Origin of the sequence: Pseudomonas sp. REST10 (assembly GCF_029542605.1) — a bacterium.
In the GTDB taxonomy this organism is placed as follows: domain Bacteria; phylum Pseudomonadota; class Gammaproteobacteria; order Pseudomonadales; family Pseudomonadaceae; genus Aquipseudomonas; species Aquipseudomonas khazarica.
On record NZ_CP035677.1, the window covers coordinates 527,709 to 545,128 of the forward strand.

General features: G+C 67.2%; 20 protein-coding genes. 16 read left to right on the top strand and 4 right to left on the bottom strand.

Going from position 1 to position 17,420, the window contains the following annotated elements; genetic code table 11:
- The first annotated feature begins 80 nt into the window (after positions 1-80).
- The 9 genes from EWH21_RS02475 to EWH21_RS02515 all read left to right on the top strand — a co-directional run bounded on the left by EWH21_RS02475 (position 81) and on the right by EWH21_RS02515 (position 7,517).
- On the top strand, positions 81-1,163 hold the full coding sequence (locus EWH21_RS02475; protein WP_047584422.1) for a sensor histidine kinase: 1,083 nt from the start codon (positions 81-83) through the stop codon (positions 1,161-1,163).
- Complete coding sequence (locus EWH21_RS02480; protein WP_037052808.1) at positions 1,160-1,906, top strand: LytTR family DNA-binding domain-containing protein; 747 nt, start codon at positions 1,160-1,162, stop codon at positions 1,904-1,906. The genes EWH21_RS02475 and EWH21_RS02480 overlap by 4 nt, the downstream gene beginning before the upstream one ends.
- A gap of 93 nt (positions 1,907-1,999) precedes the next feature.
- Positions 2,000-2,938 (top strand): hydroxymethylbilane synthase, encoded by a 939-nt coding sequence (gene hemC / locus EWH21_RS02485; RefSeq protein WP_037052811.1) that lies wholly within the window; start codon positions 2,000-2,002, stop codon positions 2,936-2,938.
- Entirely contained in the window at positions 2,935-3,708 is a 774-nt protein-coding gene (locus EWH21_RS02490) for a uroporphyrinogen-III synthase (protein ID WP_150607547.1), read from the top strand. Before hemC ends, EWH21_RS02490 begins: the two co-directional genes overlap by 4 nt.
- A gap of 12 nt (positions 3,709-3,720) precedes the next feature.
- Positions 3,721-4,851, top strand: a complete 1,131-nt coding sequence (locus EWH21_RS02495) for a uroporphyrinogen-III C-methyltransferase (RefSeq protein WP_037052816.1) — start codon at positions 3,721-3,723, stop codon at positions 4,849-4,851.
- Complete coding sequence (locus EWH21_RS02500; protein WP_037052818.1) at positions 4,848-6,095, top strand: heme biosynthesis HemY N-terminal domain-containing protein; 1,248 nt, start codon at positions 4,848-4,850, stop codon at positions 6,093-6,095. Before EWH21_RS02495 ends, EWH21_RS02500 begins: the two co-directional genes overlap by 4 nt.
- Positions 6,096-6,246: 151 nt before the next feature.
- Complete coding sequence (locus EWH21_RS02505; protein ID WP_037052820.1) at positions 6,247-6,738, top strand: disulfide bond formation protein B; 492 nt, start codon at positions 6,247-6,249, stop codon at positions 6,736-6,738.
- 2 nt (positions 6,739-6,740) lie between these two features.
- Complete coding sequence (locus EWH21_RS02510) at positions 6,741-6,947, top strand: hypothetical protein (RefSeq protein ID WP_134677865.1); 207 nt, start codon at positions 6,741-6,743, stop codon at positions 6,945-6,947.
- A 96-nt stretch (positions 6,948-7,043) separates the two neighbouring features.
- Complete coding sequence (locus tag EWH21_RS02515; protein WP_037052822.1) at positions 7,044-7,517, top strand: Rsd/AlgQ family anti-sigma factor; 474 nt, start codon at positions 7,044-7,046, stop codon at positions 7,515-7,517.
- 48 nt (positions 7,518-7,565) lie between these two features.
- On the opposite strand, the gene EWH21_RS02520 is transcribed toward EWH21_RS02515, so the two are convergent.
- Positions 7,566-8,213 (bottom strand): FKBP-type peptidyl-prolyl cis-trans isomerase, encoded by a 648-nt coding sequence (locus EWH21_RS02520; RefSeq protein WP_277699710.1) that lies wholly within the window; start codon positions 8,211-8,213, stop codon positions 7,566-7,568.
- 184 nt (positions 8,214-8,397) lie between these two features.
- Here EWH21_RS02520 and EWH21_RS02525 point away from each other — a divergent pair, with 184 nt between their 5' ends.
- Complete coding sequence (locus EWH21_RS02525; RefSeq protein ID WP_277699711.1) at positions 8,398-9,390, top strand: AlgP family protein; 993 nt, start codon at positions 8,398-8,400, stop codon at positions 9,388-9,390.
- Here EWH21_RS02525 and EWH21_RS02530 read toward each other — a convergent pair.
- Complete coding sequence (locus EWH21_RS02530; RefSeq protein ID WP_277699712.1) at positions 9,387-9,830, bottom strand: TIGR02444 family protein; 444 nt, start codon at positions 9,828-9,830, stop codon at positions 9,387-9,389. The two genes, EWH21_RS02525 and EWH21_RS02530, sit on opposite strands and share 4 nt — an antisense overlap.
- Positions 9,831-9,868: 38 nt before the next feature.
- Here EWH21_RS02530 and EWH21_RS02535 point away from each other — a divergent pair, with 38 nt between their 5' ends.
- The 6 genes from EWH21_RS02535 to EWH21_RS02560 all read left to right on the top strand — a co-directional run bounded on the left by EWH21_RS02535 (position 9,869) and on the right by EWH21_RS02560 (position 16,004).
- Positions 9,869-11,779: an ATP-binding cassette domain-containing protein gene (locus EWH21_RS02535; protein ID WP_277699713.1), complete on the top strand. Its 1,911-nt coding sequence runs from the start codon at positions 9,869-9,871 to the stop codon at positions 11,777-11,779.
- Positions 11,779-12,318, top strand: a complete 540-nt coding sequence (locus EWH21_RS02540; protein WP_037052833.1) for a mechanosensitive ion channel family protein — start codon at positions 11,779-11,781, stop codon at positions 12,316-12,318. The genes EWH21_RS02535 and EWH21_RS02540 overlap by 1 nt, the downstream gene beginning before the upstream one ends.
- A gap of 75 nt (positions 12,319-12,393) precedes the next feature.
- Positions 12,394-13,026 carry a LysE family transporter gene (locus EWH21_RS02545; protein ID WP_277699714.1) on the top strand — a complete coding sequence of 211 codons (633 nt, stop codon included), beginning with the start codon at positions 12,394-12,396 and terminating at the stop codon, positions 13,024-13,026.
- Positions 13,027-13,154: 128 nt separating this feature from the next.
- Positions 13,155-15,044 carry a cytochrome c/FTR1 family iron permease gene (locus EWH21_RS02550; RefSeq protein ID WP_152487591.1) on the top strand — a complete coding sequence of 630 codons (1,890 nt, stop codon included), beginning with the start codon at positions 13,155-13,157 and terminating at the stop codon, positions 15,042-15,044.
- Between the two features lie 122 nt (positions 15,045-15,166).
- Positions 15,167-15,502 carry an enhanced serine sensitivity protein SseB C-terminal domain-containing protein gene (locus EWH21_RS02555; protein WP_277699715.1) on the top strand — a complete coding sequence of 112 codons (336 nt, stop codon included), beginning with the start codon at positions 15,167-15,169 and terminating at the stop codon, positions 15,500-15,502.
- Between the two features lie 52 nt (positions 15,503-15,554).
- Positions 15,555-16,004, top strand: a complete 450-nt coding sequence (locus EWH21_RS02560; protein ID WP_004373364.1) for a YaiI/YqxD family protein — start codon at positions 15,555-15,557, stop codon at positions 16,002-16,004.
- 42 nt (positions 16,005-16,046) lie between these two features.
- Here the strand turns inward: EWH21_RS02560 and EWH21_RS02565 are convergent, their stop codons facing one another.
- On the bottom strand, positions 16,047-16,514 hold the full coding sequence (locus EWH21_RS02565; RefSeq protein WP_037052841.1) for a thioesterase family protein: 468 nt from the start codon (positions 16,512-16,514) through the stop codon (positions 16,047-16,049).
- 118 nt (positions 16,515-16,632) lie between these two features.
- On the bottom strand, positions 16,633-17,292 hold the full coding sequence (elbB, locus tag EWH21_RS02570) for an isoprenoid biosynthesis glyoxalase ElbB (protein WP_152487593.1): 660 nt from the start codon (positions 17,290-17,292) through the stop codon (positions 16,633-16,635).
- Between the last annotated feature and the right edge of the window lie 128 nt (positions 17,293-17,420).

Sequence of the window (17,420 nt, forward strand, 5' to 3'; positions counted from 1 at the left end):
GACGGCATTTCGGTGCTTTATTTTGCCCGGCTGGAGCCGCCCGTCTTGCCGGCCCGCGAGGCGACACGGAAACTGCGTCGATGCACACTCAATCGTTTGCCAAGAACAATCACAACGCCGCGGTCGACGACTTCTTCGTCCCCGAACTGTGCCAGCCGGAAGCACTGCTGAGCATGGTGCTGCTGGCCGAGCTGCTGGTACTGGTCCTGGTGCTGGCCGAACCCATGACGCCGGGCTTCGACTGGGTACGCCTGGCACTGACCTCGCTGTTCGTGCAGTGGATCGTCCTGCTGTCGGCCGCCGTCATGTGCCGCCTGCGGCCGTTGCTGGCGCGCCTGCGCCCGGCGCTGGCGGGCAGCCTGTGCTGCATGCTGGTGGTGCTGCTGACCCTCAGCTGCACGGCGGTCGCCGACTATTACGACCTGGGCGGACCGCTGCCACGCAATGGCGAGGTGAACCTGTACCTGCGTCATGCCCTGATCAGCCTGATCATGTCCGCACTGCTGCTACGCTATTTCTATCTGCAGAGCCAATGGCGTCGTCAGGAACAGGCCGAGTTGCGCGCCCGCATCGAGTCCTTGCAGGCGCGGATCCGTCCGCACTTCCTGTTCAACAGCCTCAACAGCATCGCCAGCCTGGTCACGCTCGATCCGCACAAGGCCGAGCAGGCGGTGCTGGATCTGTCCGATCTGTTTCGCGCCAGTCTGGCCAAGCCCGGCAGCCTGGTGTCGTGGAAGGAGGAACTGGAACTGGCAAAACGATATCTGTCGATCGAGCACTATCGGCTCGGCGAGCGTCTACAGTTGCAGTGGGAGGTCGAAGGCGTGCCGGAGGATCTGCCGATTCCCCAGCTGACCCTGCAGCCTCTGTTGGAGAATGCGCTGATCTATGGCATCCAGCCGCGAATCGAAGGCGGGCTGGTGCGGGTCGAGGCGGATTACCAGGATGGTGTGTTCAGCTTGTGTGTCAGCAATCCGTATGAAGAGCGGGGCGAGCAGCAACCGTCACGGGGAACGCATCAGGCGCTGAGCAATATCGATGCGCGTCTAGCGGCACTTTTTGGGTCGCGCGCGAGTCTCAGCGTGGAGCGCCGTGACGGCCGTCATTACAGCTGTCTACGCTATCCTTGTGCGAGACTCACGCAGGAAGCCAGAGCAATATGAATGTCCTGATCGTCGATGACGAACCCCTTGCCCGCGAGCGCCTCAGCCGCATGGTCGGTGAGCTCGAGGGTTATCGGGTCCTGGAGCCCACCGCGAGCAACGGTGAGGAAGCCCTGACCCTGATCGATAGCCTGAAGCCGGACGTGGTCCTGCTCGATATCCGCATGCCCGGCCTCGATGGCCTGCAGGTGGCCGCCAGGCTGTGCGAGCGCGAAGCGCCGCCAGCGGTGATCTTCTGCACGGCCCATGACGAGTTCGCCCTGGAGGCGTTCCAGGTCAGTGCCGTCGGCTACCTGGTGAAACCGGTGCGCGCCGAGAATCTCAGCGAAGCCTTGAAGAAGGCGGAACGGCCCAACCGCGTGCAACTGGCGGCGCTGACACGCCCAGCGGCAGAAACCGGTGGCGGCCCGCGCACCCACATCAGTGCCCGCACGCGCAAGGGCATCGAGCTGATCCCGCTGGATGACGTGGTCTATTTCATCGCCGATCACAAGTACGTGACGCTGCGCCACGAGGGCGGCGAGGTGCTGCTGGACGAGCCGCTCAAGGCGCTGGAAGACGAGTTCGGTGACCGCTTCGTGCGCATCCACCGCAATGCACTGGTTGCCCGCGAGCGCATCGAGCGCCTGCAGCGCACCCCGCTGGGACACTTCCAGCTCTACCTCAAGGGGCTCGACGGTGATTCGCTGGTGGTCAGTCGCCGCCACGTGGCCGGTGTGCGCAAGCTGATGCAGTCGCTGTAGCGGGCGCCGGCTGCGGCCGATGGCCGCCTCCTCCAGCCGGCACTGGGCGAGCCTGTTATGATTCGCGGCAATCCGTTTTCTGGAATTGCCCCCATGTCCCGCGAAATTCGCATCGCCACCCGTAAGAGCGCCCTGGCCCTGTGGCAGGCCGAATATGTCAAAGCCCGCCTGGAGCAGGCCCACCCCGGCCTCAAGGTCAGCCTGGTGCCGATGGTCAGTCGTGGCGACAAGCTGCTCGACGCACCTCTGGCGAAGATCGGCGGCAAGGGGCTGTTCGTCAAGGAACTGGAAACCGCGCTGCTGGAGAACGAGGCCGATATCGCCGTGCACTCGATGAAGGACGTGCCGATGGACTTCCCGGCAGGTCTGGGCCTGTACTGCATCTGCGAGCGGGAAGACCCGCGTGACGCCTTCGTCTCCAACACCTACGCGAGCCTCGATGCGCTGCCCGCCGGCAGCGTGGTCGGTACCTCCAGCCTGCGGCGCCAGGCCCAGCTGCTGGCGCGGCGTCCCGACCTGAAGATCCAGTTCCTGCGCGGCAACGTCAATACCCGCCTGGCCAAGCTCGATGCCGGCGAGTACGACGCCATCATCCTCGCCGCAGCCGGCCTGATCCGCCTGGGTTTCGAAGCCCGTATCCGCAGTTCGCTCAGTGCCGAAGACAGCCTGCCCGCCGGTGGCCAGGGCGCTGTCGGCATCGAGTGCCGCACGGCCGACAGCGACCTGCATGCCCTGCTGGCACCGCTGCATCACCCTGAAACGGCGCTGCGCGTGACGGCCGAGCGGGCGCTGAACAAGCACCTCAATGGCGGTTGCCAGGTGCCGATCGCCTGTTATGCGCTGCTGGAAGGCGACCAGCTGTGGCTGCGTGGCCTGGTCGGCCAGCCCGATGGCGGTCTGCTGCTGCGTGCCGAGGAGCGCGCCGCCAGCAGCGATGCCGAGGCGCTGGGCGTGCGCGTCGCCGAGGCCCTGCTGGCACAGGGCGCCGATGCGATTCTCAAGGCCGTGTACGGTGAGGCCGGTCACCCGTGAGCGCCTGGCGCCTGCTGCTGACGCGTCCGACCGATGACTGTGCCGCGTTGGCGCGGACGCTTGCAGCGCATGGCGTGTACGGGCATTGCATGCCGTTGCTGGCGATCGAGGCGCTGGCCGAGAGCGTCGAGCAGCAACAGACCTTCCGCGATCTGCAGCGCTACTGCGCGGTGATCGTGGTCAGCAAGCCGGCGGCGCGCCTGGGCCTGGCCCTGCTGCAGCGGCATGGGCCGCAGCCTGCGCCGGCGCAACCCTGGTTCGCCGTGGGCGCCGCGACCGCTGCGCTGCTCGATGAAGCGGGCCTGGACAGCCATTACCCGCCGACCGGCGACGACAGCGAGGCGCTGCTCGCGTTGCCGGCGCTGCAGCAGGCCATTGCCGCCGCCGACACGCCGCGCGTGCTGATCCTGCGTGGCGAGGGTGGCCGAGAATTTCTTGCCGAATGCTTGCGCGGCCAAGGTGTGACAGTCGACTATCTGCCACTGTACCGCCGCGCGTTGCCGCAGTACGCGCCGGATGAGCTGGGCCGCAGGGTGCGGGCGGAACGCCTGAACGGCCTGGTGGTCAGCAGTGGGCAGGGGTTCGAGCATCTGCTGCAGCTGGCCGGCGGTGACTGGCCGAGCCTGGCTCGGCTACCCTTGTTCGTACCCAGCCCGCGTGTCGCCGAGCAGGCACGCCGTGCGGGCGCGGAGATCGTTGTGGACTGTCGTGGCGCCAGTGCCGCGGCCTTGCAGGCAGCTCTGGAGCAGTTTCCGGCTGCCGCCCTCTAAAAGGACGGATACGTGAGCGAAGCATCCACCCCGAATACGCCAGAAGAAAAACCGGCCAGCGCAGCCGTGAACAGCACCGCCACTCCCCCCGCGAAGACCCCAGGCAAAGGCGGTGGCACCGGCCTCGCGGCCTTCGCCCTGCTGGTCGGCCTGGCTGGCGCCGGTGCCGGCGGCTGGAGCCTCTGGCAGCTGCAACAGATACAGGGCCGGGAACAGCAGCAATCCGCGGACCTGCAGCGCACCCGAGACGACAGCGCGAAGAAGGTCGACGAGCTCGCCCAGCGCCTCGACTCGCGCCTGTCGGCCCTGCCCAGCGCGGCCGAACTGGATGAGCGTCGCCGTCTTCTGGCCAATGTGCAGTCCGATCAGCAGCGCATGAGCCAGCGCCTGGAGTCGGTGCTCGACGGTACCCGGCAGGACTGGCGCCTGGACGAGGCCGAGCACCTGCTGCGCCTCGCCACCCTGCGTCTGTCCGCCCTGCAGGATGTCGCCAGCGCCGAAGCGCTGGTGCAGACCGCCGACGAGATTCTCCGCGATCAGGATGACCCCGCGGCCTTCGGTGCCCGCGAACAGCTCAGTCGCAGCCTGGAAGCCCTGCGCACCACCGAGCGCCCCGATCGCGTCGGCCTGTTCCTGCAGCTGGGCGCCCTGCGTGAGCAGGCGGCCACGCTCAACCCGTTGGCGCCAAGCCTCGACGGGCAGGGTGACGTGCTCTCCGAACTGGCTGCCGAGAACGACGGCAGCGCCTGGTGGAGTGACTGGCTGAAAGACCTGTCGCAGTACTTCCGTATCGAGTTCGACGCGGACCGCAACGTGCGGCCACTGCTCTCGGGGCAGAGCCTGTCGCAGGTACGCCTGAGCCTCTCGCTGGCACTGGAGCAGGCGCAATGGGCGGCCCTGCATGGCCAGGCCGGCGTGTACCGGCAGTCGCTGAAGCAGGCTGAGGACATCCTCGACGCGCACTTCAACCTGGATAACCCGGACAGCCGCGCGCTGCGCCAGCGTTTCAGCGAACTGGCCGATGCCCGCGTCGAGGTCAAGGTGCCCGACCTGAGCGAGTCGCTCGACGCCCTGCAAGCCTACTTGCAGCGCAAGCACGCGCAGCGTCGGCAGGGGGCCGCAGCGGCCGGGGAGGCGCAATGAAACGCCTGATCTGGCTCCTGCTGTTGCTGGCCGTCGCGGTGGGGCTGTACCTGCTGAGTCTGGCCATCGAGGCCGACCGCGGCTACGTGCTGTTTGCCTACAAGGGTTTCCGTTACCAGTCCGGCCTGTGGGCGTTTCTCGGCTTGCTGCTGGCCGTGGTGCTGGTCTACTACCTGGGCAAATGGCTGCTGCGCCTGCTGCTCAGTTCGACACGCCTGGCCAACCCCTGGTCGCGCCTGCATCGCAACCGGCGCGTACGTCTGGCTTCCGAGCAGGGCATGCTCGACCTGGCGGAGGGTCGCTGGGCGCGTGCGCAACGTCAGCTGACCCGTGCCGCAGAGGCCGACAGCCAGCCGCTGATGTTCTACCTCGGCGCCGCGCGAGCTGCGAACAAGCTCGGCCAGCACGAACAGAGCGATGCGCTGCTCGAGCAGGCCCTGAACCGGCAGCCGCAGGCCGAGCTGGCCATCGCCCTGACCCACGCCGAGCTGCAGCGCAGCCGTGGCGACATGGACGCTGCGCTGGACACACTGCAGGCGATGCACGAGCGTCACCCGGGGCATCACCTGGTGTTGCGCCAGTTGCAGCGCCTGTACCTGCAGCGTCAGGACTGGTCGGCGCTGCTCGGTCTGCTGCCGGAGCTGCGCAAGGAGAAAGCCCTGCCGGCCGCCGAGCTGGATGAACTGGAGCGCGAAACCTGGCGCGGGCGCCTGGGCGAAGCCGGGCTTGCCGGGCAGGGGCAGGGCGAAACGGCGCTGCAACCGCTGACCCAGGCCTGGCAGCAGCTGTCTGCGCCGTTGCGCCAGGAGCCTGAGCTGATTGCCGCCTACGTCGAGCAACTGCGTCGTCTCGGCGCCCAGGAAGAGGCCGAAGAAGTCCTGCGCAGTGCCCTCAAGCGTGGCTACGACAGCCGTCTGGCGCGTTTCTATGGCGTGCTGCGTGGCGCTGATCCGGCGCGTCAGTTGCAGACGGCCGAACTCTGGCTCAAGCAGCATCCGCAGGACCCGGCCCTGCTGCTGACCCTGGGCCGGCTGTGCCTGCAGAACCAGCTCTGGGGCAAGGCCCGCGATTATTTCGAGAGCAGCCTGAAGCTGGAACGGCACCCGGAAACCTGCGCCGAACTGGCGCGCCTGCTGGCGCAACTAGGCGAACTGGAGCGCAGCAACCAGCTGTTGCTGGAAAGTCTCGGCCTGTTGCATCAGGGCCTGCCGCCGCTACCGCAACCGCAGGGGGCCAATGCCTGATCGGCTGCGGCCGATTGCCGCGGCAGGCGCGCCGCCCTGACGGAGGGGCGTTTCCGCGCGATGAATAGCCTGCTGCGTGTTGCCGGGCGCCTTGAAAGGCGCCCTCGCTTTCCTCTACCGTACTGCCCTCGATTTCCTTCCCGGAGCCACCATGCACTTGGCCAGTCCGCGTCCCCTGTTTTTCCTGGCATTCATCGGCTGCGTACTGCTGATGGCGGCTGCGCTCTATCTGGAACATGTCGTGGGCCTCGAGCCCTGCCCGATGTGCATCCTGCAACGTATCTGCGTGGTGCTGTTCGGTGTGGTCTGCCTGATCGCCTCGCTCCATGGTCCGGGTCGTCTGGGCCGACGTGTCTATGCCGTGCTGGCGCTGCTGTTCGCCGTCGCCGGTGCCGCCACCGCAGGTCGGCAGATCTGGTTGCAGAGCGTGCCGGCCGACCAGCTCGAAGCCTGCCTGCCGAGCCTCGAGTTCATGATGGAAGCGCTGCCGCTGCAGGACATCGTGCGCCTGGTGTTCCAGGGCAGTGCCGATTGCGCCGAAGTGAACTGGACGCTGTTCGGCATGAGCATTCCCGAGTGGAGCCTGCTCGGCTTCATCGGCATGATCGGTTTCTGCCTGCTGCAGCTTCTGCGTCGCGATTGAGAATGCGTATTGCTGCAGGCCGCGAGGCCTGTGGCTTGCTGCTCAAACGCTCGTATGAAATTTCTCGTGGCAGTGCCTTGATGGTGTCTGCCCACGAGCATAATCTGGCTCGCACGCATCGTCGGAAAAACGCCATTCTGCGGTTGCCTTCCCAAGAACAAGCACCGATTGACAAAAAATCGTCGGGAATGATTTTCAACGTCGCGTAGCGACGCCCGAAGGGTGGCCGCCAGGATCGCAGGTCATAAGAACGTCCCGGAGTGGACGTATAACAGGCCTTATCGATAAGGGAAGCGAGGTTCATCATGCTTGAGAGTTGTCGGAACGCACAGGAACGTTGGGGCGGGGTTCACCAGCTGATCGATCGCTGGCTGGGTGAGCGGCGCGAACTGGTGCAGGCCTACGCTGCCCTGACCAAGGCACCGCAGGCGCCGGCCATCAATGGTGAGTCTCTGCAGGGCTTCTGCGAGCTGCTGGTGGACTATGTGTCGGCAGGCCATTTCGAGGTCTACGAACAGCTGACCAGCGAGGCCAAGGCCTTCAACGATCAGCGCGGCCTCGAGCTGGCCAAGCGCATCTACCCGCGTCTCGAGGCGATCACCGCCGTGGCGCTGGCCTTCAATGATCGCTGTGACAACGGCGACTGCCGCGACAGCGCTTCGCTGGTGGCAGAGCTCGAGCGTCTGGGCCAGCTGCTGCATGAACGCTTCGAGCTGGAAGACTGCCTGATCGAGGTGCTGCACACCGCCCATCAGGAACAGGCCGCCGAAGCGCTCTGAACCTCGGGTGCCGATAGCGCCCGGAGATTCCGGGCCGCACGTTGCCGCTCAGTCGGCGACGTCGAGCAGGCGCAGGTCGAACACCAGCGGCGCGTAGGGGGGGATCAGATCACCCGCACCTTCCTCGCCGTAGGCCTGACTCGACGGAATCACCAGGCGCCAGTGCGCGCCCTTGGGCATCTGCAGCAGTGCGCTGCGCCAGCCGGCGATCAGGCTGTCCAGGCGAAACCACTGTGGCGTGTCACTCTCGTCGAAGACACTGCCGTCTGCCAGCGAACCGCGATAGCTCACCTGCACCCGGCTACGTGCCGAGGGCGTCGGGCCACTGCCGCTGCCCAGCTCGCTCACCAGCACGCCGTTCTCCAGCACTCGGGTGCCGGGGCGCTGGCGCTGTTCGGCGAGAAAGCGCTGTTCCGCTTCGATAGCCTTGGCATGGCGTTGCGGCGAGGCCGCGATGCGCGCTTCGTGCTCATCGAGCAGCTGTTCGATACGGGCGCTGTCCAGGCGCAGCGGCTTGCCGTCGTAGGCCTGGCGCAAACCCTCGACCAGCGCGTCCAGGGGCAGGTCCGGTACCTCTGCATGCAGTCGCTCGCCGAGCCTTGCGCCGAGGCTGTAGGCCAGGTCTTGCTGGTGCTGGTCGGCCTGTACGGTCAGGCTGCAGCAGAGCGCAAGGGTGGCGAGTGCGGCGCGGCGCATGGCGTTGTCTCCGGATCAGGATGCGGGCTGGTGTGCATTTCCTGTGGCTCGCCCGGAGGCGACACAGGATCCCGGCGATTATGCCAGTGCCTGCGTGTATCTGCTGTGCTCGCCGAAAGGCCTATGGCGACGCCTCGCTCGTGCGTCTAGTATGGGCGGATCCACATCCGCCAGGAGGCGTGCCATGTCGGCCAAGAAGAAGTCCGTAACCACTCCGTTGCACCTGCTTCACCAGTTGTCTGCCAGTCTGCTCGAGCACCTGGAAAATGCCTGCTCGCAAGCACTGATCGATGCCGAGAAACTCCTCGCCAAGCTGGAGAAACAGCGCGGCAAGGCCCAGGAAAAACTGCACAAGGCGCGCAGCAAGCTGCAGGACGCCGCCGTCGCTGGAAAAGCCAAGGCCCAGGCCAAGGCCAAGGACGCGGTGGCCGAGCTGGAAGAACTGCTCGACTCGCTCAAGACCCGGCAGAGCGAAACCCGCAACTACATCGGCCAGCTCAAGCGTGATGCTCAGGAGAGCCTGAAACTGGCCCAGGGCGTAGGCAAGGTGAAAGAAGCCGCGGGCAAGGCGCTCGACGTGCGCGACGCCAAGGCTGCCGCGCCGGCCGCCAAGCCAGCCAGCAAACCGGCGGCGGCGAAGAAACCTGCTGTTGCCAAGGCACCGGTGAAGAAGGCTCCGGCCAAAGCGGCTGCCGCCAAACCGGTGAGCAAGCCCGTTGCCAAGCCGGCCGCCAAGCCTGCGGCAGCCAGCAAGCCGGCAGCGAAACCGGCAGCGGCCAGCAAGCCAGCGGCCAAGCCCGCCGCTCGCAAGCCTGCGGCAGCCAAGCCGGCAGCGCCGAAAGCGGCTGCCAAGCCCGCTGCAACCAAACCCGCCGCCAAACCGGCTGCCAAGCCGGTCGCAGCCAAGGCCCCGGCCAAGCCTGCCGTGGCCAGCAAACCGGCGGCAGCCAAACCAGCAGCCAAGCCCGCCGCAGCGAAACCGGCCGCCAAGCCAGCAGCGAAGCCCGTCAGCAAGCCTGCGGTCGCGAAGAAGCCGGCTGCTGCCAAGGCGCCCGTGAAGAAGGCTCCGGCCAAGCCGGCCGCCGCCAAGCCCGCAGCGCCGGCGGCACCCGTCGCGCCCGCCGCTCCAGCGGCGAGCACTGGGGCCAGCGCCGCAGAGACGCCGAGCGCGTCCTAAGGCTGAGCCATGGCGCCGCGCAGCACATGCAGCGCGGCGCTGTCCTGCCTTCCCAGGTGCGTCAGCCAGTCATGGTCGCCGGCTTCGCTCGGCCAGGGCTCGGCAAGTGCCTGCAAGCGCTCGAGCAGCACGCGCTCGCTGTGCAATTCCAGTTGCTTGATCTGTTCGCGCAAGCTCGCCAGCGCTGCATCCTGGCTGGCGGCGCCGCGCCAGTCGCGGCGTAGCTGGCGCAAGGGCGAGACCACCTCGCGTTGCCAGGGCACCGCCACGTCCCGCAGGGCGCGCAGGCGTTCATCCAGACAGCGCACGCCACGGCGTTGCAGCCAGGCACCAGTCAGAAGCAGGCAGACATCGCAGCCTGCCTCCTGCAACTCCAGGCAGGCGTGTTCCACGCCGGGTCTGGCGTAGAGTTCAAGCGCGAAATTCCACAGATCCTGCACGCGGCCTCCGGGGCGATTTGGTAGACTCCGCGGCCATTATGATCCGACTCCAGAACCTCACTCTACAGCGCGGTCCGCAACGCCTTCTCGAAGGTGCGGAACTGACCCTGCACGCCGGCCAGAAAGTCGGTCTGATCGGTGCCAATGGCGCCGGCAAGTCCAGCCTGTTCGCGCTGCTGCGCGGTGAACTCGGCCCCGATGCCGGGGACTGCCGCTTGCCCGCCGACTGGCGCATCGCCCACATGCGCCAGGAGGTCGACAACCTCGAACGCCTGGCGGTGGACTACGTGCTCGATGGCGACCTGCACCTGCGGGCGATCCAGGCCGAACTGGCGCGTGCCGAGCAGGCGCATGACGGCGCCTCCATCGCCCGTCTGCACACCGAACTGGACAACGCCCAGGGCTACACCGCCGATGCTCGCGCCCGCAAGCTGCTGGCGGGGCTGGGTTTCACCGGCGAGCAGATGGACAAGCGCGTCGGCGACTTTTCCGGTGGCTGGCGCATGCGCCTGAACCTGGCCCAGGCGCTGATGTGCCCGTCCGAGTTGCTGCTGCTCGACGAGCCGACCAACCACCTCGACCTCGATGCCATCCTCTGGCTGGAGGAGTGGCTCAAGGGCTACCCGGGCACCCTGCTGCTGATCTCTCACGACCGCGATTTCCTCGATGCCGTGGTCGATCACGTGGCGCACCTGGAGCAGCAGAAGCTGACCCTCTACCGGGGCGGCTACTCGGCCTTCGAACGCACCCGTGCCGAACGTCTGGCCCAGCAGCAGCAGGCGTACGAGAAGCAGCAGACGCAGCGTGCGCACATGGAAGACTTCATCCGCCGCTTCAAGGCCAAGGCCAGCAAGGCGCGCCAGGCGCAGAGCCGCATCAAGGCGCTGGAGCGCCTGGAAGAACTGGCACCGGCGCATGTCGACTCGCCCTTCGACTTCGCCTTCCGCGAGGCGGACAAGGTCTCCAGCCCGCTGCTCAACCTCTCCGAGGTGCGCCTGGGTTATGGCGACAAGGTGGTGCTGGAGAAGGTCAAGCTGAGCCTGGCGCCCGGTGCGCGCATCGGCCTGCTCGGCCCCAATGGCGCGGGCAAGTCGACCCTGATCAAGACCCTGGCCGGCGATCTCGCCGTGCTCGGTGGTGAGCTGGCGCGTGGCGAGAACCTGGCCATCGGTTACTTCGCCCAGCACCAGCTCGATTCGCTGGATGCCAAGGCCAGCCCGCTGCTGCACCTGCAGCGCATCGCCCCGGGCGAGCGCGAGCAGACCCTGCGCGATTTCCTCGGCGGTTTCGACTTCCGTGGCGAGCGTTGCGACGAAGTGGTGGTCAATTTCTCCGGTGGCGAGAAGGCGCGCCTGGCCCTGGCGCTGATCGCCTGGCAGAAGCCCAACCTGCTGTTGCTCGACGAACCGACCAACCACCTCGACCTGGAAATGCGCCTGGCGCTGACCATGGCCCTGCAGGACTTCGCCGGTGCGGTCCTGGTGGTGTCCCACGATCGTCACCTGCTGAAGAGCACCACCGACGAGTTCCTGCTGGTGGCCGACGGGCGTATTCAACCCTTCGAGGGTGACCTCGACGACTACGCGCGCTGGCTGGTCGACTTCCGCGCGCGCCAGTTGCCAGCGGGGGCTCCGCTGGCCGGCGGCGAGAAGACCGACAAGCGTGCCCAGCGCCAGGCTGCCGCCGCGTTGCGCCAGCAGCTGGCGCCGCACAAGAAACAGGCCGACAAGCTCGAGCAGGAGCTGGGCAAGCTGCAGGCGCAGCTTGCCGAGGTGGAGCAGCAACTGGGCGATAGCACGCTGTACGAAGCGGCACGCAAGGACGAGTTGCGCGAGCGCCTGGCCGAGCAGGCCCGGCTCAAGGCCCGCGAGGCGGAGCTGGAAGAGGCCTGGTTGCTGGCGCTGGAAACCCTGGAGGCCCTGCAACAGCAACTGGAGGAGGCGGAGTGATGGAACAGCTGGAACTGCTGATGGCGTGGCGCGAGCCCTTGCTGCGTGCCGGTCAGGTGTTGCTGATCATCCTGCTGGCCTGGCTCGCCCAGCGCATTCTGACCCGCGCCATCAGCCGTCTCGGCGCACGCTACAGCCTGCTGCCGCCGGAGGTGTTGCAGCCCCTGCGAGGCCTGGTGCGCTGGGTGATCATGGGCAGTGCCCTGCTGATGGTGCTGGAGCGCCTGGGCGTGTCGGCGACGGTACTGTGGACGGCGCTGACCGGCTTCACCGCCGTTGCTGCAGTGGCCTTCTTCGCCATCTGGAGCGTGCTGTCGAACATGTTCTGCGCACTGCTGATCTTCACCATGGGCCCGTTTCGCATGGGCGACACCGTGGAGGTCATCGAGAGCGCCGACAAGCCAGGTGTGAAGGGCCGGGTCATCGCTATCAACCTGTTCTACACCACCCTGCAGGACCTCAGCGAGGATGCCGCTGGCGCCCTGTTGCAGGTGCCCAACAGTCTGTTCTTCCAGAAGTCGGTGCGCCGCTGGCGCTGACCCGCTGGTCTGGGCGCTGGCGCAGGAGTAGGCTGTAGCTCCTTCTCCTGATTTCAGCTTTTCGAGGTACGCATCATGGCACTGGAAACCTGGCTCGCCTTCTTCGTTGCCTGCTGGGTGATCAGCCTGTCGCCAGGTGCCGGCGCCGTGGCCTCGATGTCCGCTGGCCTGCAGTATGGCTTCTGGCGTGGCTACTGGAACGCGCTGGGCCTGCAGCTCGGCCTGGCGATGCAGATCGCCATCGTCGCCGCCGGGGTCGGTGCCATCCTGGCGACCTCAGCCCTGGCCTTCAGCGTGATCAAATGGTTCGGCGTCGCCTACCTGGTGTTCCTCGCCTACAAGCAATGGGTGGCCCTGCCCAGTGACCTGGATAGCGGCGCCGTCGAGCGGCCGATTGGCCGGCCGCTGACCCTGGTGCTGCGCGGTTTCCTGGTCAACGCCAGCAATCCCAAGGCCATCGTCTTCATGCTGGCGGTGCTGCCGCAGTTCCTCGACCCGCATGCGCCGCTGCTGGCCCAGTACCTGATCATGGGTGCGACCATGATCGTGGTCGACCTGATCGTCATGGCCGGCTACACCGGCCTGGCCTCGCGCGTGCTGCGGGCGCTGCGCACGCCCCGCCAGCAGCGCGTGATGAATCGCAGCTTCGCCGCCCTGTTCGCCGCAGCGGCGGGCCTGCTGGCCACGGTCAAACGCGCGGCCGTCTGAAGCCCATGCCCGGCCGCCTGCGGGCGGCCACTCGGCGGGTTGTTACCAAATATTTCATATTTTCCTTGTCTGCGCAGGGCAGGCCGGCAACAATTTAATGCCATCCATTCGCGTTTCGGAATGCATTGATGAGTCGTTATCGTTCCCTGTTCTCCTGGCTGATGCTGCCGCTGCTGGCACTCGGCAGCCTCGCTGCCCTGGCCGAGCCACTCGATGGCGCCGCCCAGGCCCTGCACATGCTCGGCTACATTGGCGCCGACTATCCGGCCACGGTGGCCGACGGCCAGGTGGTCGACGCGGGCGAGTACCGCGAGCAGCTGGAGTTCATCGGGGTCCTGCAGGGGCTGGTGGTCGCACTGCCGGCCAAGGCCGAACGCGCTGAACTGGAACAGGGCATCGCTGCGCTGAAGCACGCCGTCGAGCAGCGTCAGCCCGGTGCAGACGTTGCGCACCAGGCGCGTCAGCTCAGTGCCCGCCTGGCCGAGCTGTATCAGGTGGCGCAGACACCGGCCATCACCCCCGACCCCGAGCGCGGTGCGCCGCTGTATGCGCAGCATTGCTCGGTCTGCCACGGCGATGCCGGCGCCGGCGACGGCCCGGCGGGCATCGGCCTGGAGCCGCCGCCGGCCAATCTGCGCGATGCCGCACGGCTGGACCGGCTGAGCCTCTACGACCTCTACAACACGCTCGGCCTGGGCATCGAGGGCACCGACATGCCGGCCTTCGCCGATCAGCTCGATGATCGCCAGCGCTGGGACCTGGCCAGCTATATCGCCGGCTTCAGCGCCGCTCCGGCGCAGGGCGGCACGCAGTTCCGCATGGCCGACCTGGCCGGGCGCACGCCTGCGGAGATCATCGCGGAGGGGGGCGATGGCGCTGCCTTCCGCGCCCAGCGTGCTCATCCGACCGTGGAGAAGCGCGGCCCGCAGCAACTGATCGGGCATACCCGCAGCACCCTGGAGCACAGCCTGCAGGCCTACCGCGATGGCCATGTCGAACAAGCCTACGACCTCTCGGTGGGTGCCTACCTGGAGGGTTTCGAGCTGGTCGAGAGCGCGCTGGACAACCTCGACGCGGTGCAGCGCAAGACCACCGAGAGGGCGCTGATGGCCTACCGCCAGGCGGTTCAGGACGGCGCCAGTGTCGCCCAGGCCGCCCAGGCGCTGGAGCTGGCCAAGGTCGAATTGGACAAGTCGGCCGCCTTGCTCGAGGGCGGTGCGATGAACGCCTCGCTGAGCTTCTTCTCCAGCATGCTGATCCTGCTGCGTGAAGGCCTGGAAGCGATTCTGGTGCTGGCGGCGATCCTCGCCTTCCTCAACAACACCGGTCAGCAGCAGGCCGCGCGCAGCGTGCACGTCGGCTGGGGCCTGGCCCTGCTCGCCGGCGTCGCGACCTGGGCGGTGGCTGCCTACGTCATCGACGTCAGTGGCGCCCAGCGCGAACTGCTCGAAGGGGCGACCGCACTGTTCGCCAGCGTGGTGCTGCTGTGGGTCGGCGTGTGGATGCACGACCGTCGTCACGCCGCCGCATGGCAGGACTACATCAAGAGCAGCCTGGTCGGCGGCGGTGGCCGTTTCGGCTTCGCCGTGCTGGCGTTCTTCTCGGTGTACCGCGAGCTGTTCGAAGTCATCCTGTTCTACGAAACCCTCTGGCTGCAGGCCGGCCCGGCCGGACATGGCGCCGTGCTGGCTGGCGCCGGCGCCGCCCTGGTGGTGCTGCTCGGCCTGGCCTGGGTGATTCTGCGCGGTTCGCGCAAGCTGCCACTGGCGACCTTCTTCGGCGTCAACGCGGTGCTGCTGTGCATTCTCTCCGTGGTGTTCGCCGGCCATGGCGTGGCGGCGCTGCAGGAGGCCGGGGTGCTGGGCACGCGCCCGGTGGCGTTCTTCGAGTTCGACTGGCTGGGCATTCACCCCGATGCCTGGAGCCTCTCGGCACAAGCGCTGGCGCTGGCCGGCATCGCCCTGCTGTATGGGCGCAGCCTGCTCGGCGAGCGTCGGCGCACGGCCGAGCAGGCCTGAACGGAGGCGGCGTGAACGAGGGCGGCTTTGCTCGCCCTCTTTGCCTCATAGCGTGAACCGCTGCCACGACAGCGAGTCTCAGTGCACCTAGGCTGGTTCCAATTCCTTTGCCGAGTGCACGCATGTCCTCCTCGATCCATTCCACCCATTACGCCGACAGCCCGGATCTGGCGCTGGCCGCGCTGCGTCATCCCCCGCTGGAACAGGCGCTGTCCGCTGCCTGTGCCCAGCTCGCCGTGCGCGAAGCCTTCCTGGCGGCGTTGCGAGATCCGGCCATCGGCCCGCAGCCGCGCCTGCTGCTGGCGGTGTCCGGTGCCGATATCCGTGGCCAGCGGCGCCTGGCGGCGCTGGTCGCCGAGTTGCTGCCGGACGAGGTCGAACTGGATCTGATCGAGCTGGCGGACGACAACCTGTCGCGCGCCGTGCGCGAACGCTGCGAGCCGTTCTACAACGCCTGAGCCGCCCGCCTGCTGGCATACTGGGCGCAGTTTTCTCTGCGGAAGTTGCTGCATGCGTGTATGGATCGACGCTGACGCCTGCCCTCGGGCGGCGCGGGATCAGGTGGTCAAGTTCGCCCTCAAGCGAGGCTTCGAGGTGGTGCTGGTGGCCGGCCAGGCCGTCGCCCGGCCGAATTTCGCCTGCGTGAAACTGATCGTGGTGCCCAGTGGCCCGGACGCGGCCGACGATCATCTGGTCGAGCACGCGGTGCCTGGCGAACTGGTGATCTGCAGCGACGTGCCCCTGGCCGACCGCCTGGTGAAGAAGGGCGTCGCGGCACTCGACCCGCGTGGCCGTGAGTTCGACGAGCGCAACATGGGCGAGCGCCTGGCGGTGCGCAATCTGTTCACCGACCTGCGCGAGCAGGGCCAGGTCGGCGGTGGCCAGGCACCCTATTCGGAGAAGGACCGCCAGGCGTTCGCCAATGCGCTGGACCGGATTCTCACGCGCTTGAGCCGCTAGCTGTCGGCTACGGGCCGAGGCCCACACAGGGTTCTCGTGGCGCTAGCCGCACAGATAGGTGCCGGTGCCCACTGCCACCAGTACGCCTTCGTCGTTGTGCAGCTCCATGCGGATCACTGCGACCTTGTTGCCGGCGCGCAGCGGCGTGGCGGTTGCGCTGAAGCGCTGGCCACGGCCTGGGCGCAGGTAGTCGATGCGCAGGTCGATGGTGCCGAGCTTGGACAGCTTGCTCATGCGTTCGGCGGCTGGCAGGTGCTGGTGGTTGGCGGAGGCGCCGATCAATGCCATGGCGCCGCCGCAGACGTCGAGCAGGGACGAGATCACCCCGCCATGCAGGATGCCGTGGACGAAGTTGCCGATCAGCTCGGGTTTCATCGGCAGGTGCATGGTGACCCGCTCGGGGCTCAGCTCATCCAGCTCGATGCCGAGCACCTGGTTGAAGGGGATGCGTTGAAAGAAACTGGCTACCGCCTGCTGCAGGGCGGCGTCGAGGACGAAGGGCTGGGACATGGGGCGCTCCATGAAGACATGCCGCCACGCTGCCGCAGCCCGATGGACTTGAACAGCGCGGCGGCCAGAGTGCCCTGGCCTATGACCGAAGCGCCCTGCGATGGGCGCTCGCTGGTCCTCAGTGGTGGGCCAGCTCCAGCACCCGGTCGACCATCTTGTTGATGCCCGAGGCCGCTTCGGCGATGGACTGGGCGAGCATGTAGGCCGGGGTGGTCACCAGCTTGCGCTGGCGGTCCTCGATGATCTCGCTGACCTCGCACTCATGGTGCTCGGCGCCCATCTGGGTGAGGGCGGCGGCGGTGTCGTGGTCGGTGCCGATGGTGCAGGCCACGCCGGCGCCGAAGATCTTGGCCGCCAGCGCCGGGGCGATGCACATCATGCCGACCGGCTTGCCGGCATCGGCGAACGCCTTGCACGCGGCCAGCACGTCCGGCTGCACGCTGCAGCCCGCACCATTGGTGGCGAAGTCGGAGAGGTTCTTCGCCACACCGAAGCCGCCCGGCATGATCAGCGCATCGAAGTCCGCCGCGTGCAGCGCCCTGACATCCTTGATCTGGCCACGGGCGATGCGTGCGGACTCCACCAGCACGTTGCGCGTCTCGTTCATCTCGTCGCCGCTGTAGTGATCCACCACGTGCAACTGCGCCACGTCGGGGGCGAAGCACTGCACCTCGGCGCCGCGCTGGTCGAGGCGCAACAGGGTGATCACGCTTTCATGGATCTCGGCACCGTCGTAGACGCCACAGCCGGACAGAATCACAGCCACTTTCTTGTTCATGCTCGACTCCTGGTGAGGAAAACACGCCCGCAGCGCGGACGTGGGTGTTGGCAATCGTTGGTCTGTCGCCATATGCCGCTCGGGCTGTCATCTGCCGCCGCGAAGCCTGGCGAGGCTGCGCATAGGAT